Raw genomic sequence first — 16779 nt, forward strand, 5'->3', positions numbered from 1 at the left:
ATCAAGCGAGGGCATACAGCATGAACCACGAAGTCATCATCACCTGCGCGGTCACCGGCGCGGGCGATACGGTCGGCAAGCATCCGGCGATTCCGGTCACGCCGAAGGAAATCGCGGCGGCCGCGATCGAAGCCGCGAAGGCCGGCGCGACGGTTGCGCACTGCCATGTCCGCGATCCGCAGACGGGCCGCGGCAGCCGCGATCCGAACCTGTACCGCGAAGTGGTCGACCGGATCCGCTCGGCCGACGTCGACGTGATCATCAACCTGACGGCCGGCATGGGCGGCGATCTGGAAATCGGCCCGGGCGAGGACCCGATGCGCTTCGGCAAGGGCACCGACCTCGTCGGCGGCCTCACGCGCCTCGCGCACGTCGAGGAACTGCTGCCGGAAATCTGCACGCTCGATTGCGGCACGCTGAATTTCGGCGACGGCGACTACGTCTACGTGTCGACGCCCGCGCAGCTGCGCGCCGGCGCGAAGCGCATCCAGGAACTCGGCGTGAAGCCGGAGCTGGAAATCTTCGATACGGGCCATCTGTGGTTCGCGAAGCAACTGCTGAAGGAAGGACTGCTTGACGATCCGCCGCTGTTCCAGCTGTGCCTCGGCATTCCGTGGGGCGCGCCGGCCGACACCGGCACGATGAAGGCGATGGTCGACAACCTGCCACCGGGCGCGCACTGGGCGGGCTTCGGGATCGGCCGCATGCAGATGCCGATGGTCGCGCAGGCGATGCTGCTCGGCGGTCATGTGCGCGTCGGCCTCGAAGACAACATCTGGCTCGATCGCGGCGTGCATGCGACCAACGGCACGCTCGTCGAGCGTGCGCGGGAAATCGTCGAACGCCTCGGCGCTCGCGTGCTGACGCCGGCCGAAGGGCGTCGCAAGCTCGGCCTGCCGGCGCGCGGCGAGCGTCTGCTCGAACGCCGCGCGGTGGCCGAGTTCGCGTGAGTTTTCAAAGCGGATTCCGATTCAATGCGGCGGCGCGCGCACGAGCGCGCCGCCGTCCGATTTCCCTCGATTTGAAGGATGTGTTGACATGGCTGTGAAGACCGACATCAGGACGTTCGCCGCGATCGGCACCGGCGTGATCGGCAGCGGATGGATTTGCCGTGCGCTTGCGCACGGTCTCGACGTGGTCGTCTGGGACCCCGCGCCGGGCGCGGAAGCGCGGTTGCGCGCGAACGTCGCGAATGCCTGGCCCGCGCTCGAGCGCGTCGGCCTCGCGCCGGGCGCCGATCCCGCGCGGCTGCGCTTCGAATCGACGATCGAGGCCTGCGTCGCCGACGCGGACTTCGTCCAGGAAAGCGCGCCCGAGCGCGAGGCGCTCAAGCTCGAACTGCACGAGCAGATCAGCCGCGCGGCGAAGCCCGACGCGATCATCGCGTCGTCGACGTCGGGGCTGCTGCCGACAGATTTCTACGCGCGTGCGGTGCATCCGGAGCGCTGCGTGGTCGGCCATCCATTCAATCCGGTCTACCTGCTGCCGCTCGTCGAGGTGCTCGGCGGCGCGCGCACGTCGCCGGAAGCGGTCGACGCGGCGATGGAGATCTATCGCAAGCTCGGCATGCGGCCGCTGCACGTGCGCAAGGAAGTGCCGGGCTTCATCGCGGACCGGCTGCTCGAAGCGTTGTGGCGCGAGGCGCTGCATCTCGTCAACGAGGGCGTCGCGACGACCGGCGAGATCGACGATGCGATCCGCTTCGGCGCGGGCATCCGCTGGTCGTTCATGGGCACGTTCCTGACCTACACGCTGGCCGGCGGCGACGCGGGCATGCGACACTTCATGCAGCAGTTCGGCCCCGCGCTCGAACTGCCATGGACGAAGCTGGTCGCGCCGACGCTGACCGACGCACTGATCGACCGCGTCGTCGAAGGCACGAGCGAGCAGCAGGGCACGCGCAGCATCAAGGAACTCGAACGCTATCGCGACGAGTGCATTACCGAGGTGCTGAAGGCGATCGCCGCGGTGAAGGCGCGGCATGGCATGCGATTCGAGGATTGATTGAACATGACAGGCGATACCTCGCTGACGATTTACCGCGACGTCGTGCGGCCCGAGTGGGTCGACTACAACGGCCATCTGCGCGACGCGTTCTATCTGCTGATCTTCAGCTTCGCGACCGATGCGCTGCTGGAGCGCATCGGTCTCGACGATGCCGCGCGTCGCGAGCGGGGCCGCTCGGTCTATACGCTCGAAGCGCACGTGAACTATCTGCAGGAGATCAAGGAAGGCACGCGCGTGCGCGTCGATGCGCGAGTGATTGCGCACGACGCGAAGCGGCTGCACCTGTATCTCGAACTGTTCGCGGACGGGCACGACGGCGCGGTGTCCGCGAGCGAGCAGATGCTGCTGCACGTCGACACGCGCGGCGGCGCGAAATCGGCGCCGTTCGACGACGACGTCGCCGCGCGCGTGGCCGAACTGCACGCGTTGCAGCGCGATTGCGCGGCGCCTGCGTATGCGGGCCGCGTGATCGGATTGCCGCCGCGCCGCTAGTGCCGGCGACGACGGGGCGCATACGATGCTCGAACCGGAAATCGCCGCGTTCGTCGCGGCCGTCGACGCGGCGTATCCGGCCGACACGGCAGCGCGCTCGCCCGACGAGCAACGCCGCCTCTACGATCGCTTCGCGGCCGCATGGACACCCGCCGAACTGCCGGCCGGCATCGTGCGGCACGATGCGGTGTGGCACGCACCGGACGGGCACGCGATCGCGCTGCGGCGCTACGCGCCCGCTCAGCGCGAACCGCGCGGCACCGTGCTGTTCTTTCATGGCGGCGGCTTCGTCGTCGGCTCGCTCGACAGCCACGCGCTGATCACCGCGCAACTGGCGGCCGACACGGGGCTGGCCGTGATCGCGGTCGACTACCGGCTCGCGCCCGAGCATCGCGCGCCGGCCGCACTCGCGGACTGCCTGGCCGTCACGCGCGCCGCGCGCGATGCATGCTGGCCGTTCGTCTCATGCGCACGACCGCTGACGCTCGCGGGCGACAGTGCCGGCGGCAATCTCGCGGCCGCCGTCGCGACTGCGCTGCGCGATGCGGGCGAAGGCGGCCTCGACGGAATTGCGCTCGTGTATCCGATGCTCGGCATCGAACCGCAATCGCCGGCGCGCGAAACGGAAGCGCACGCGCCGATGCTGACGCTCGACGACGTTCATCGCTATCGCGCGCTGTACTGGGGCGGTGAAGGAGACGTTGCGCCGAACGATGACGATCCGCTGCTGCGCGCATCGGTGCCGCTTGCCGTGTCGCGTTTCGACGGGCTGCCGCCCGTGCTCGCGATCGGCGCGGAACACGATCCGCTGCGCGACGATGCACGCGTCTATGTCGAACGCATTCTCGCGGCCGGCGGCGCCGCGCGTTACTGGCGGGGAGAGGGGCTGGTGCACGGCTGCTGGCGCGCGCTCGGAACGAGCCCGCAGGCGGCGCGGATGCACCGGATGATCGGCGCGTTTCTGCTCGCACCACACGCGTAGCGGGCGTTTTCCGGGAGGCAACGATGCAGGCAGCGCAACACCGTATCGAGGACTGGCGGACCTTTTCCGCCGACGCGGCCATTGCGGCGGCGACGATCGGCGATGGAGCGGTGGACGTCGAGTGGGGTGACACGCGACGATCGCCGTTTCACTTCGACTGGTTGCGCGACAACTGCGCGTGTTCCGCATGTGTGCATGCGGTCACGCGCGAACAGGTGTTCGAGATCGCCGACACGCGCGAGGATCTGTCGGCACTCGCCGCGCATGTCGAAACCGACGGCGCGCTGCACGTCGAGTGGAACGACGGGCATCGCAGTACCTGGTCGCCGGGATGGTTGCGCGCGCATGCCTACGACGATGCGTCGCGCGCGGAGCGCCAGGCCGCGCACGGGCGGCACGTGTGGGTCGGCGACGATGAGACGGCGATCGGCGTGTTCGCGTGGCGTGACGTGATGGAGGACGACGGCGCGTTGCGCGCATGGCTCGCCGCGTTGCAGCGCACGGGGCTGACGCTCGTCGAGGGCGTGCCGGCCGAACGCGGCCGGGTCGACCAGATCGCGCGTCGTATCGGCCTGATCCGCGAAAGCAATTTCGGCATGCTGTTCGATGTCGAATCGAAGCCGCGACCGGACAGCAATGCCTATACGTCGCTCAACCTGCCGCCGCACACCGACCTGCCGACGCGTGAATTGCAGCCGGGCGTGCAGTTCCTGCATTGCCTCGCGAACGACGCAACGGGCGGAGACAGCATCTTCCTCGATGGCTTTGCGCTCGCGGATGCGCTGCGGCGCGAATATCCGGCCGATTTCGGGCATCTTGCGTCGACGCCGTTCGAGTTCTGGAACAAGAGCGCGAACAGCGACTACCGCTGTTCGGCGCCGGTGATCGGGCTCGATGCGCGTGGCAACGTGACCGAGGTGCGTGTCGCGAACTTCCTGCGCGGGCCGCTCGATGCGCCGGCCGGATCGGTCGCGGCCGTCTACCGCGCGTACCGGCGGTTTCTTGCGCTCGCGCGCGAGCCGCGTTTCCGGGTGCAGCGCCGGCTGCGGGCGGGCGACATGTGGGCGTTCGACAACCGGCGCGTGCTGCATGCGCGCACCGAGTTCGATCCGTCGACGGGCCGCCGGCATCTGCAGGGCTGCTACGTCGATCGCGACGAACTGCTGTCGCGCTGGCGTGTGCTGTCGCGTGCCGTACCTGCGGCAGCCGCGGAGCGCTGATCGGCGCATACGGCATCGTTACGCATACCTCGCCGGGAAAAAGCGCCCGGACGCATGGCGCCCGGGCGAAGCCACCCGCTGCCGGGCGGCGGAGGTATGCGTTTCACAAAAAGGTCGAGCCCGCATGGCGGGCTCGTCCGGATACGACTTCATCGCGCGATGCGCGGTGCGCCCGCCGGGGGCGCGTCGGCTTACTGGCCGAAGAAGACCGAGTCGCGAGCGTTCGACGACGCTGCGGCGGCCGGGGCGCCCGAGTGGACGACCGGAGCCGGTTGCGCGCCGTAGCCGCTGGCGTCGGCACCATGAACGCGCGCTTCCGCCGACTGGATGTCGTTCGGGTAGTACGGGCTCGACAGGCCCGGCTTGTAGCCGGCTTGTTCGAGCTGGACCAGTTCGTTGCGGACTTGTGCGCGGGTCACGGTGCTTTGTGCGAAAGCGCCGAACGAAGCGGACAGGGCGACAGCGGCAACAACTGCGGAAACGAGCGATTTCATGATGACCTCCGGTGTTTTATTGGGTTCGCTTTCGACACCATGTCTGCAGCGATTGACTAAATCTTAGTCACCGGATGGTTCAGGGTAAACGCTGATTTTGACGATAGATTGTTTCCTGCGTGGTAACAGTGGCACGTCGAATCATGCTTTCATCGAGCTTTCATTTCCGTAAATGCAATAAGTGACGAATGGGCGGCCGTGCGGTTCAGCGCATTTCGGCCGCCGTGTCGAACGGGCTGGCCGGCGGCCGGCCGGCGGGCACGCCGGCGCTCAGGAAACGCACGCCCGTCGCGGCCTCCGACGCTTCCCAAAGCAGCGCGGCCGCGGCCACGTCGCGCGCCGCGCGCGGCACGCTCGCGAGCGCCGGCAGGCCGCGCGACTCGAACCAGCCGGACGGCCCGACGTACGAGCCGCCTGTCAGGTCGGGTGACGTCGCCGCATGAATGGCGGGCAAGGCACCCTGATCGGCCGGTTGCGCGAGATAACGGTTCGCCGCGCGCATCAGCGCGGCGCGGGTGGGCGAACTGTCCATCGCGGGGCCCGCGAACTGCAGGTTGGTCGCCGCGTAGCCGGGATGCGCGGCGACGCTGATTCCCGCGAACGCCGCGCGCTGGAAGCGGCGCTGCAGTTCGATCGCGAACACGAGGTTCGCGAGCTTGCTGTCGCAGTACGCGAGATAACGGTTGTAACGGTGCTCGGCGCGCAGGTCGTCGACGCGGATCCGGCCGCCGCGGTTGAAGCCGCTCGACATCGTTACGACACGCGCCCGACGCGCGGCGCGCAGCGCCGGCAGCAGATGGCCGGTCAGCGCGAAATGGCCGAGGTGGTTGGTGCCGAACTGCATCTCGAAGCCGTCGCGCGTGTGCCGCAGCGGCAGGAACATCACGCCGGCGTTGTTGCAGAGGATGTCGACGCGGCCGTGGCGGTCGGAGACGTCGGCGGCGAAGCGCTCGATCGACGCGAGATCGGCGAGGTCGAGCGGATCGACCTCGACCCGTGCGCCGGGATGGAGGCGGCGGATCGCATCGGCGGCCTGCGCGGCACGCGCGGCATCGCGGCAGCCCATCACGACGGTCGCGCCCTTGGCGGCCAGGGTTTCCGCGATCTGCCAGCCGAGGCCGCTGTTGGCGCCGGTCACGACCGCGACCTTGCCGCCTTGCGCCGGGACGTGGCGCGCGCTCCATGCATGCATGTCTGCCTCCAGCGGCGTGGCCGGTGCGCCACGACGCGTAATCGTTACATTGAGTGGTGTAACGATAGTCCGCGCAGGCGGGACAGACAAGCAGGGGAATTAGACCGGCGCTTCTAGGGCGGGCCTGCGTATCACGCAGCCGGCCCGGGCACGCAGCTGGCGGACGTTATCGGCTGCCTGCCAGGGCGAGCACTTCGGCGGCGGAGATCATCGCGGCCGCGTTCGCGGGTGCCGGGCGCTCGGCCGGGCGGAATACTTCGTCGCCGCGCTGGATGACCTGGCGCGACAGCGCGCAGGTGCCGGTGCGCTGCGCGAAGCGGCGGCGCCAGCGCTGTTCGCCGTAATGACAGCGGCCGGGCTCGACCCAGCGTACGACGAGCAGCGTATCGGAACGTTCGAGAATTTCGACGTGGACGTCGGCGGGATCGAGCGCAGGCAGGGATTTGGAGGCCTTCATTTGCCGTTTCCTAAAGCTCGTGCGGTTCGGCCGTGGCAGTGGATGTCACTACCCAAAGACGAATCCGTAGCGGTTTCCATGAGTGGTGCGCTAAATGTAAGCGTCTGTGACCGGAAAAAACATCCTGTCTGGCTCAAATTACCTTTTGCCGATTTAGAAACAATCGACGCGCATTTTCGTGAGAAACCAGCGACAAAAGCGCCCCGGACGCGAAGCGCCCGGGGCGGAAAATCGGGCCGCGCCACCGTGTCTGCTCGCTCAGTCACGTGGACACCGCGGGGGACGGAGGTACCCGTCAGGGATCGGCGACGGGCGGGGCGGTGTACCGGGAAGCGCGGTCCGGCAACGCCATGATCGCGCGCGCCCCCGGTTGAGACCCTGACGGGGACATGACTTTTCTGTCAGTTTCGCCCGGCGCGCCGCGCGGCACGGGCATCCGCAACCGTCGCAAACCCCCGTCGGTATTGGCTTTGCACGATGTGCGGTCAATCGCCGGCGTCCGAAAAAGAGGCCCCGCTAACGCCGGAGGCTCCGCCCTCGGCCTGATTCTGCCGCTGGGGAAAACACTGAATCCCACGTTCGTGACAAATCCGGAATCCGCACCTATGATTGGTTGGACCTTTAGTCCTTTGTGCCAATGAGCCGGCATGTCCGGCTTTTACAGGAGGGTGCTCATGAGATTGCAGGGCAAGCGCGCGCTGGTGACGGCGGCCGGGCAGGGTATCGGCCGCGCGACGGCGCTGCGGTTCGCAAGCGAGGGCGCCGACGTGCTGGCGACCGACATCAACGAAGCCGCGCTCGCGCAACTCGCGGCCGACGCCGAGCGCGCGGGCAGCCGGCTGGCGACGCGGCGGCTCGACGTGACCGATGCGGGCGACGTCGCGGCACTCGCCGCGCAGGAGCGCGCGTTCGACGTGCTGTTCAACTGCGCCGGCTACGTGCACCACGGCTCGATCCTCGACTGCGATGACGCCGCCTGGGCGTTCTCGCTGAACCTGAACGTCACGTCGATGTACCGGCTGATCCGCGCGTTGCTGCCGGCGATGCTGGAAGCGGGCGGCGCGTCGATCATCAACATGGCGTCGGCCGCGTCGAGCGTGAAGGGCGTGCCGAACCGCTTCGTCTACGGCACGACCAAGGCGGCCGTGATCGGGCTGACCAAGGCGGTCGCCGCCGATTTCGTCGAGCAGCGCATTCGCTGCAACGCGATCTGCCCGGGCACGATCGAGTCGCCGTCGCTGGAACAGCGGATCGCCGAGCAGGCGCGCACGCGCCAGGTGGCGACCGACGTCGTGCGCCAGGCGTTCGTCGCGCGCCAGCCGATGGGCCGCATCGGCACCGCGGACGAAGTGGCCGCGCTCGCGCTGTATCTCGCGTCCGACGAAGCGTCGTTCACGACCGGCGCGATTCACCTGATCGATGGCGGCTGGTCAAACTGACCGTGTCGAACTGACCACGCATCCCTATTCACTTTCCGCTTCCGTTCAAACGACATGAAACTGCTGAGATTTGGCGACAAACACCATGAGAAACCGGGCCTGCTCGATGCGCAGGGCAAGATCCGCGACCTGTCGGGCGTGATCGACGACATCGCCGGCGATGCGCTGACGCCCGCGTCGCTCGCACGGCTGCGCGACCTCGACCCGTCGTCGCTGCCGCTGGTCGAAGGCACGCCGCGGTTGGGCGCATGCGTCGGCCGCGTCGGCAAGTTCATCTGCATCGGGCTCAACTATTCCGACCACGCGGCCGAATCGGGCATGGACGTCCCGAAGGAGCCGGTCGTGTTCGGCAAATGGACGAGCGCGATCTCGGGGCCGAACGACGACGTCGAGATTCCGCGCGGCTCGGAGAAGACCGACTGGGAAGTCGAGCTGGGCGTCGTGATCGGCCAGGGCGGCCGCTATATCGACGAAGCCGATGCACTGTCGCACGTCGCCGGCTACTGCCTGGTGAACGACGTGTCGGAGCGCGAATACCAGCTCGAACGCGGCGGCACGTGGGACAAGGGCAAGGGCAACGACACGTTCGGCCCGCTCGGCCCGTGGCTCGTGACGGCCGACGAAGTGCCCGATCCGCACGCGCTGCGGCTGTGGCTCGACGTCGACGGCCACCGCTACCAGAACGGCACGACCGCCACGATGGTGTTCCGCGTGCCGCACCTGATCAGCTACCTGAGCCGCTTCATGAGCCTGCAGCCGGGCGACGTGATCTCGACCGGCACGCCGCCGGGCGTCGGGCTCGGCCAGAAGCCGCCCGTCTATCTGCGCGCCGGGCAGGTGATCACGCTCGGCATCGACGGGCTCGGCGAGCAGCGCCAGCGCACCGTGCAGGCCTGATTCCCTTTAACGGACCGTTCGCCATGCCTATCATTCGATCGATGCGCGTCCTCGACGTGCGCTTCCCGACCTCGCGCCAGCTTGACGGCTCCGATGCGATGAATCCGGACCCCGATTATTCGGCGGCGTACGTCGTGCTCGAAACCGACCAGGACGGGCTCGAAGGTCACGGGCTCACGTTCACCATCGGGCGCGGCAACGAGATCTGCTGCGCGGCGATCGACGCGATGCGTCACCTCGTCGTCGGCCTCGACCTCGACTGGATCCGCGAGGACATGGGCCGCTTCTGGCGGCACGTGACGTCGGACAGCCAGTTGCGCTGGATCGGCCCCGACAAGGGCGCGATCCATCTGGCGACGGGCGCCGTCGTCAACGCGGTGTGGGACCTGTGGGCGAAGGCCGAGGCCAAGCCGCTGTGGCGGCTCGTCGCCGACCTGAGCCCCGAGGAAATCGTGCGCGCGATCGATTTCCGCTACCTGACCGACTGCCTGACGCAGGGCGAGGCGCTCGACCTGCTGCGCCGGCAGGCGCCGGGCAAGGCCGCGCGGATCGCGGCGCTCGAGCGCGACGGCTACCCGTGCTACACGACGTCGGCGGGCTGGCTCGGCTACAGCGACGACAAGCTGCGCCGGCTGTGCCGCGAGGCGGTGGACGCGGGTTTCGACTACGTGAAGCTGAAGGTCGGCGCGAACCTGGAGGACGACATCCGGCGCGTGACGATCGCGCGCGAGGTGATCGGCCCCGAGCGCAAGCTGATGATCGACGCGAACCAGGTGTGGGAAGTCGACGAGGCGATCGACTGGGTGCGCGAGCTGGCGTTCGCGAAACCGTGGTTCATCGAGGAGCCGACGAGCCCCGACGACGTGGAAGGGCATCGCAAGATCCGCGAGGCGATCGCGCCCGTGCAGGTCGCGACCGGCGAGATGTGCCAGAACCGCGTGCTGTTCAAGCAGTTCATCGCGCGCGGCGCGATCGACGTCGTGCAGATCGACGCGTGCCGGCTCGGCGGCGTGAACGAGATTCTCGCGGTGATGCTGCTGGCCGCGAAGTACGGGCTGCCGGTGTGTCCGCATGCGGGCGGCGTCGGGCTGTGCGAATACGTGCAGCATCTGTCGATGATCGACTACGTGTGCATTTCCGGCACGAAGGAAGGGCGCGTGACCGAATACGTCGATCACCTGCACGAGCATTTCGTCGCACCGTGCGTCGTGCGCGGCGCGGCGTACATGCCGCCGACGGCGCCCGGCTTCTCGATCGAGATGAAGCCGGAATCGCTCGAGCAGTATCGGTTCCGCGGCTGAAGCACGTGGCACGATGTGCCGCGCACGGCCTGCGCGGCCACAACCTGAACGACGGAGACGCGAAGTGGATTTGAATCTGCAAGACAAGGTCGTGATCGTGACCGGCGGCGCGTCGGGCATCGGCGCCGCGATCTCGATGCGGCTGGCCGGCGAAGGCGCGATTCCGGTGGTGTTCGCTCGCCACACGCCGGACGATGGCTTCTGGCGCGAACTCGCGCAGAAGCAGCCGCGCGCCGTGTGCGTGTCCGTCGAGTTGCAGGGCGACGCGCAGTGCCGCGACGCAGTCGCACAGACCATCGCTCGTTTCGGCCGCATCGACGGCCTCGTCAACAACGCGGGCATCAACGACAGCATCGGACTCGACGCCGGGCGCGACGCCTTCGTCGCATCGCTCGAGCGCAACCTGATCCACTACTACGTGATGGCGCACTACTGCGTGCCGCACCTGAAGGCGACGCGCGGCGCGATCGTCAACATTTCGTCGAAGACGGCCGTCACCGGGCAGGGCAACACGAGCGGCTATTGCGCATCGAAGGGCGCGCAGCTCGCGCTGACGCGCGAATGGGCCGTCGCATTGCGCGACGACGGCGTGCGCGTGAACGCGGTGATCCCGGCCGAGGTGATGACGCCGCTCTACCAGAGCTGGATCGCCGGCTTCGACGACCCGGACGCGAAGATCGCGGAAATCGCCGGCAAGGTGCCGCTCGGCAAGCGCTTCACGACGGCCGACGAGATTGCCGACACGGCCGTGTTCCTGCTGTCGGCGCGCGCATCGCACACGACGGGCCAGTGGCTGTTCGTCGATGGCGGCTATACGCATCTCGATCGCGCGATCGGCTGAGGACGGCGAGCCATGCAACCCGACCCGAACCTGAACACCGCGCCGCCGCTGATCGCGTTGACCGGCGTCAGCAAGCGTTTTCCGGGCGTGCAGGCGCTCGACGACTGCCACTTCGACCTGCGCGCCGGCGAAGTGCATGCGCTGATGGGCGAGAACGGCGCCGGCAAGTCGACGTTGATGAAGATCCTCGCGGGCGTGTATCAGAAGGATGAAGGCGAGATCCGGATGGACGGGCGCGCGGTGGAGATCGACGATCCGCGCGCCGCGCAGGCGCTCGGGATCGGCATCATCCATCAGGAACTGAACCTGATGAACCACCTGAGCGTCGCGCAGAACATCTTCATCGGACGCGAGCCGCGCGGCCGCTTCGGCGTGTTCGTCGACGAAGAGAAACTCAACCGCGACGCGGCCGCGATCTTCGCGCGGATGCGGCTCGATCTCGATCCGCGCACGCCGGTCGGCCGGCTGACGGTCGCGAAGCAGCAGATGGTCGAGATCGCGAAGGCGCTGTCGTTCGAGTCGCGCGTGCTGATCATGGACGAGCCGACCGCGGCGCTGAACAACGCGGAAATCGCCGAGCTGTTCCGCATCATCGGCGACCTGCGCGCGCACGGCGTCGGCGTCGTCTACATCTCGCACAAGATGGACGAGCTGCGCCAGATCGCCGATCGCGTGACCGTGATGCGCGACGGCAAGTACGTCGCGACCGTGCCGATGGCCGGCACGTCGATGGACGCGATCATCGCGATGATGGTCGGTCGCCAGCTCGATACGACGTTCCGCACGCCGCCCGATACGTCGGCCAACGAGGTCGCGCTCGAAGTGCGCGGGCTGTCGCGCGGCCGCGCGATCCGCGACGTCGGCTTCACGCTGCGGCGCGGCGAGATTCTCGGCTTCGCGGGGCTGATGGGCGCGGGCCGCACCGAGGTCGCGCGCGCGGTATTTGGCGCGGATCCGGTCGACGCGGGCGAGATCCGCGTGCACGGCAGGACCGTGACGATCCGCACGCCGGCCGACGCGGTCGCGCACGGGATCGGTTATCTGTCGGAGGACCGCAAGCACTTCGGGCTCGCGGTCGGGATGGACGTGCAGAACAACATCGCGTTGTCGAGCATGCGCCGCTTCGTGCGCCGCGGCATGTTCCTCGATGCGCGCGAGATGCGCGACACCGCGCAGTCGTACGTGCGCCAGCTCGCGATCCGCACGCCGTCGGTCGCGCAGCCCGCGCGCCTCCTGTCGGGCGGCAACCAGCAGAAGATCGTGATCGCGAAGTGGCTGCTGCGCGATTGCGACATCCTGTTCTTCGACGAGCCGACGCGCGGCATCGACGTCGGCGCGAAAAGCGAGATCTACAAGCTGCTCGACGCGCTCGCCGCCGACGGCAAGGCGATCGTGATGATCTCGTCGGAGTTGCCCGAGGTGCTGCGCATGAGCCACCGGATTCTCGTGATGTGCGAAGGGCGCGTGACCGGCGAATTGCGCGCGGCCGACGCCACGCAGGAAAAGATCATGCAGCTCGCGACGCAGCGCGAGTCGACCGTATTGTCCTGATTACGACGCTTACCCGATCATGTCCAACGATACGCATCCCGTTCCGCCCCTTGCTTCCGGCGACACGCCGGCCGCCGCATCGCGCCTGAAGTCGCGCTTCTTCAACCCGGCCGCGCGGCAGAAGCTGCTCGCGTTCGCGAGCCTCGTGCTGCTGATCGCGTTCTTCAGCTTCGCGTCGTCGAACTTCCTCGAAGTCGACAACCTCGTGTCGATCCTGCAGGCCACCGCCGTGAACGGCGTGCTGGCCGTCGCCTGTACCTACGTGATCATCACGTCGGGCATCGACCTGTCGGTCGGCACGCTGATGACGTTCTGCGCGGTGATGGCCGGCGTCGTGCTCACGAACTGGGGCATGCCGCTGCCGCTCGGGATCCTGGCCGCGCTGTGCTTCGGCGCGCTGTCGGGCAGCGTGTCGGGCTTCGTGATCGCGAAGATGAAGGTGCCGCCGTTCATCGCGACGCTCGGCATGATGATGCTGCTCAAGGGGCTGTCGCTCGTGATCTCGGGCACGCGGCCGATCTACTTCAACGATACGCCGGGCTTCACGTCGATCGCGCAGGATTCGCTGATCGGCAGCCTGATCCCCGCGCTGCCGATTCCGAACGCGGTGCTGATCCTGTTCCTCGTCGCGATCGGCGCGTCGATCGTGCTGAACCGCACCCTCTTCGGCCGCTACACGTTCGCGCTCGGCAGCAACGAGGAAGCGCTGCGGCTGTCTGGCGTGAACGTCGACGCGTGGAAGATCGCCGTCTACACGTTCAGCGGCGCGGTGTGCGGGATCGCCGGGCTCCTGATCGCGTCGCGGCTGAATTCCGCGCAGCCCGCGCTCGGGCAGGGCTACGAGCTCGATGCGATCGCGGCCGTCGTGATCGGCGGCACGTCGCTGTCGGGCGGCGCGGGCAGCATCGTCGGCACCATCATCGGCGCGTTCATCATGAGCGTGCTGACCAACGGCCTGCGCATCCTGTCGGTCGCGCAGGAATGGCAGACGGTCGTGACGGGCGTGATCATCATCCTCGCCGTCTACGTGGACATCCTGCGCCGGCGCCGCCGCTGACGCACGCACGAACACGAACACGAACACGAACACGAACACGAACACGAACACGAACACGAACACGAACACACATGCGCTTCACCGCCGGCCGGGCCGGCATTTCAGTCGATACCAACCAAGGAGACGCGAAGTGATCAGGAGCAAGGTGTTGAACGCGATCGTCGGGCTGACGTTCGCCGTCGGCGTGACGGCCGGCGCGCAGGCGCAGGAAACCTATATCCCGCTGATCTCGAAGGGCTTCCAGCATCAGTTCTGGCAGGCCGTGAAAGCGGGCGCGATGCAGGCCGCGAAGGACTACAAGGTGAAGGTGACCTTCGAAGGCCCCGAAACCGAGGCGATGGTCGACAAGCAGATCGACATGCTGTCCGCCGCGATCGCGAAGAAGCCCGCCGCGCTCGGCTTCGCGGCGCTCGACAGCAAGGCCGCGCTGCCGCTCCTGAAGAAGGCGCAGGCCGAGAAGATCCCGGTGATCGCGTTCGACTCGGGCGTCGACAGCGACATCCCGGTGACGACGGCCGCGACCAACAACAAGGCCGCCGCCGCGCTCGCCGCCGACAAGCTCGCCGCGCTGATCGGCGACGAAGGCGAGGTGGCCGTGGTCGCGCACGACCAGACGAGCCGCACCGGCATCGACCGCCGCGACGGCTTTCTCGAGCGGATGAAGTCGGCGCACCCGAAGGTGAAGGTCGTCACCGTGCAGTACGGCGAAGGCGACCAGCTGAAGTCGACCGAGGTGACGAAGTCGATGCTGCAGGCGTATCCGAAGCTCAAGGGCCTGTTCGGCACCAACGAAGGCTCGGCGATCGGCGTGGTGAACGGCGTGCGCGAGATGAAACGCAAGGTCGTGATCGTCGGCTACGATTCGGGCAAGCAGCAGAAGGACGCGATCCGCAGCGGGCTGATGGCCGGCGCGATCACGCAGAATCCGATCGGGATCGGCTACAAGACGGTTGAAGGGGCCGTGAAGGCGATCAAGGGCGAGAAGCTGCCGAAGGTCATCGATACCGGTTTCTACTGGTATGACAAGACCAATATCGACGACCCGAAGATCACGGCGGTGTTGTACGACTGAGCGTGACGTGATGTGATGCTGCGGGTAACGGCGAACCACGAGGACACCATGGGCGCAGTACGTATCGATTCCCACCAGCACTTCTGGCGTTACCGCGCGGCCGACTATCCGTGGATCGGCCCCGGGATGGGCGTGCTTGCCCGCGACTACCTGCCCGACGCGCTATGGCCGCAGATGCATGCGCAGGCGCTCGGCGCGTCGATCGCGGTGCAGGCGCGCGCCGGGCGTGACGAGACGGCGTTCCTGCTCGATCTCGCCCGCGACGACGCGCATATCGCGGCGGTGGTCGGCTGGGAGGATCTCGGTGCGCCGGCGCTCGCCGATCGCATCGCCGAATGGCGCAGCCCGAAGTTGCGTGGTTTTCGTCACCAGGTGCAGGACGAAGCCGACGTCGGCGCGTTCGTCGCGGATCCCGCGTTCAATCGCGGCGTCGCGTGGCTGCAGGCGAACGGCTATGTGTACGACGTGCTCGTGTTCGAGCGTCAGTTGCCCGACGTGCGCGCGTTCTGCGCGCGGCACGATGCGCACTGGCTCGTGCTCGATCATGCGGGCAAGCCCGCGCTCGCAGAGTTCGACCGGGACGCTACGGCATTCGCACGCTGGCGCGCCGGGCTGCGCGAGCTGGGCGCGCTGCCGCACGTCGTGTGCAAGCTGTCGGGGCTCGTGACCGAGACGGACTGGCGGCGCGGCCTGCGCGGCCGGGACATCCGGCACATCGAGCAATGCCTCGATGCGGCGCTCGACGCGTTCGGCCCGCAGCGGCTGATGTTCGGGTCGGACTGGCCCGTGTGCCTGCTCGCGGCGTCGTATGACGAGGTGGCGTCGCTGGTCGAGCGCTGGGCCGAAGCGCGGCTGTCGGCGGCCGAGCGCACCGCGTTGTGGGGCGGCACGGCCGTGCGTTGCTATGCGGTGCCGGACGACGCGAGGCCCGGCATATAAAATAGGCGCGAACGGCCTGACGCACCATTCGTCAGACCGTCGCAACGCAACCGCTTACCTGTATCAACGTATGTCCATCCAGCCGATTCAGAACCGCCGCCTCTACCAGCAGATCGCCGACAAGCTCAGCGCGATGATCGAGTCCGGCGACTTCCCGCCGGGCAGCTACCTGCCGCCCGAGCGCGAACTGGCCGAGCAGTTCGGCGTGTCGCGCACGTCGGTGCGCGAGGCGCTGATCGCGCTCGAGGTGAACGGGCTCGTCAGCGTGCGTGTCGGCGATGGCGTGAAGGTGCGCCAACCCGAGGCGGTGGCCGCGCCGCAGCCGCAGATCGACACGACGGTCGCGCCGTTTTCGATCGTCGAGATCGATCCGGAACTCGGCATCGCGCTCGACCTCGATACCGAAATCCCGCCGTTCGCGTTGTTGCAGGCACGCCGGCTGATCGAGCCGGAAGCCGCGTCGCTCGCCGCGAAACATGGCTCGGACGCGCAGATCGAGGGGATTCACGAGGCGTTCCTGCGCAACCAGGAAGACAACCGCAGCGGCTCGCTCACGCATCCGGGCGACCGGCTGTTCCATATCCGCATCGCGGAAGCGAGCGACAACCCCGCGTATGCGCTGATGATCAAGCAGTTGCTCGCGCACAAGTACGACCTGATGTTCCAGCGGCTGCAGTCGCTGTACATGCCGAACGACATGCCGCATCGCTCGGAGCTGGAACACCGCGCGATCCTCGACGCGATCCGCGCGCGCGACCCGGAGGCCGCGCGCCGCGCGATGGCCGAGCATCTCGACGAGGTGATCCGGATCTTCGGCCGCGCGCTCGACTGAGCGCGC

The 16779-nt window shown here is 67.8% G+C and carries 17 protein-coding genes; 14 read left to right on the top strand and 3 right to left on the bottom strand.

What is annotated here, in order from left to right; genetic code table 11:
- Positions 1 to 20 precede the first annotated feature (20 nt).
- The 5 genes from DIE21_RS01115 to DIE21_RS01135 all read left to right on the top strand — a co-directional run bounded on the left by DIE21_RS01115 (position 21) and on the right by DIE21_RS01135 (position 4701).
- On the top strand, positions 21 to 950 hold the full coding sequence (locus DIE21_RS01115) for a 3-keto-5-aminohexanoate cleavage protein (protein WP_124495213.1): 930 nt from the start codon (positions 21 to 23) through the stop codon (positions 948 to 950).
- Positions 951 to 1038: 88 nt separating this feature from the next.
- Positions 1039 to 2004: an L-carnitine dehydrogenase gene (locus DIE21_RS01120; RefSeq protein ID WP_124495215.1), complete on the top strand. Its 966-nt coding sequence runs from the start codon at positions 1039 to 1041 to the stop codon at positions 2002 to 2004.
- Between the two features lie 6 nt (positions 2005 to 2010).
- On the top strand, positions 2011 to 2499 hold the full coding sequence (locus DIE21_RS01125) for a thioesterase family protein (protein WP_124495217.1): 489 nt from the start codon (positions 2011 to 2013) through the stop codon (positions 2497 to 2499).
- A gap of 25 nt (positions 2500 to 2524) precedes the next feature.
- Positions 2525 to 3481, top strand: coding sequence for an alpha/beta hydrolase (locus DIE21_RS01130; RefSeq protein ID WP_124495219.1), 957 nt, complete (start codon positions 2525 to 2527; stop codon positions 3479 to 3481).
- Between the two features lie 23 nt (positions 3482 to 3504).
- Complete coding sequence (locus tag DIE21_RS01135; RefSeq protein WP_124495221.1) at positions 3505 to 4701, top strand: TauD/TfdA family dioxygenase; 1197 nt, start codon at positions 3505 to 3507, stop codon at positions 4699 to 4701.
- A 191-nt stretch (positions 4702 to 4892) separates the two neighbouring features.
- Here DIE21_RS01135 and DIE21_RS01140 read toward each other — a convergent pair whose 3' ends face one another.
- The 3 genes from DIE21_RS01140 to DIE21_RS01150 form a co-directional block, all read right to left on the bottom strand.
- Positions 4893 to 5195 (bottom strand): DUF4148 domain-containing protein, encoded by a 303-nt coding sequence (locus DIE21_RS01140; protein ID WP_124495223.1) that lies wholly within the window; start codon positions 5193 to 5195, stop codon positions 4893 to 4895.
- Between the two features lie 205 nt (positions 5196 to 5400).
- Entirely contained in the window at positions 5401 to 6387 is a 987-nt protein-coding gene (locus tag DIE21_RS01145) for an oxidoreductase (RefSeq protein WP_124495225.1), read from the bottom strand.
- A gap of 166 nt (positions 6388 to 6553) precedes the next feature.
- Positions 6554 to 6844 carry a DUF3331 domain-containing protein gene (locus tag DIE21_RS01150; protein ID WP_006749506.1) on the bottom strand — a complete coding sequence of 97 codons (291 nt, stop codon included), beginning with the start codon at positions 6842 to 6844 and terminating at the stop codon, positions 6554 to 6556.
- Between the two features lie 674 nt (positions 6845 to 7518).
- Here DIE21_RS01150 and DIE21_RS01155 point away from each other — a divergent pair.
- The 9 genes from DIE21_RS01155 to DIE21_RS01195 all read left to right on the top strand — a co-directional run bounded on the left by DIE21_RS01155 (position 7519) and on the right by DIE21_RS01195 (position 16773).
- On the top strand, positions 7519 to 8283 hold the full coding sequence (locus DIE21_RS01155; protein WP_124495227.1) for an SDR family oxidoreductase: 765 nt from the start codon (positions 7519 to 7521) through the stop codon (positions 8281 to 8283).
- Between the two features lie 54 nt (positions 8284 to 8337).
- Positions 8338 to 9180, top strand: coding sequence for an ureidoglycolate lyase (locus DIE21_RS01160; RefSeq protein ID WP_124495229.1), 843 nt, complete (start codon positions 8338 to 8340; stop codon positions 9178 to 9180).
- A 23-nt stretch (positions 9181 to 9203) separates the two neighbouring features.
- Positions 9204 to 10481 carry an L-fuconate dehydratase gene (locus DIE21_RS01165; RefSeq protein WP_124495231.1) on the top strand — a complete coding sequence of 426 codons (1278 nt, stop codon included), beginning with the start codon at positions 9204 to 9206 and terminating at the stop codon, positions 10479 to 10481.
- 64 nt (positions 10482 to 10545) lie between these two features.
- Positions 10546 to 11322, top strand: a complete 777-nt coding sequence (locus DIE21_RS01170; RefSeq protein WP_124495233.1) for an SDR family oxidoreductase — start codon at positions 10546 to 10548, stop codon at positions 11320 to 11322.
- 12 nt (positions 11323 to 11334) lie between these two features.
- Positions 11335 to 12873 (top strand): sugar ABC transporter ATP-binding protein, encoded by a 1539-nt coding sequence (locus tag DIE21_RS01175; RefSeq protein ID WP_124495235.1) that lies wholly within the window; start codon positions 11335 to 11337, stop codon positions 12871 to 12873.
- A 19-nt stretch (positions 12874 to 12892) separates the two neighbouring features.
- A complete protein-coding gene (locus DIE21_RS01180; protein ID WP_124495237.1) occupies positions 12893 to 13930 on the top strand; it encodes an ABC transporter permease in 1038 nt (345 codons plus the stop codon).
- A gap of 130 nt (positions 13931 to 14060) precedes the next feature.
- Positions 14061 to 15002, top strand: a complete 942-nt coding sequence (locus tag DIE21_RS01185; RefSeq protein WP_124495239.1) for an ABC transporter substrate-binding protein — start codon at positions 14061 to 14063, stop codon at positions 15000 to 15002.
- Positions 15003 to 15050: 48 nt separating this feature from the next.
- Positions 15051 to 15941, top strand: a complete 891-nt coding sequence (locus DIE21_RS01190; protein WP_124495241.1) for an amidohydrolase — start codon at positions 15051 to 15053, stop codon at positions 15939 to 15941.
- Positions 15942 to 16011: 70 nt separating this feature from the next.
- Positions 16012 to 16773, top strand: coding sequence for a FadR/GntR family transcriptional regulator (locus DIE21_RS01195; RefSeq protein ID WP_124495243.1), 762 nt, complete (start codon positions 16012 to 16014; stop codon positions 16771 to 16773).
- Positions 16774 to 16779 lie beyond the last annotated feature (6 nt).

Source organism: Burkholderia sp. Bp9140 (assembly GCF_003853425.1).
In the GTDB taxonomy this organism is placed as follows: Bacteria; Pseudomonadota; Gammaproteobacteria; order Burkholderiales; family Burkholderiaceae; genus Burkholderia.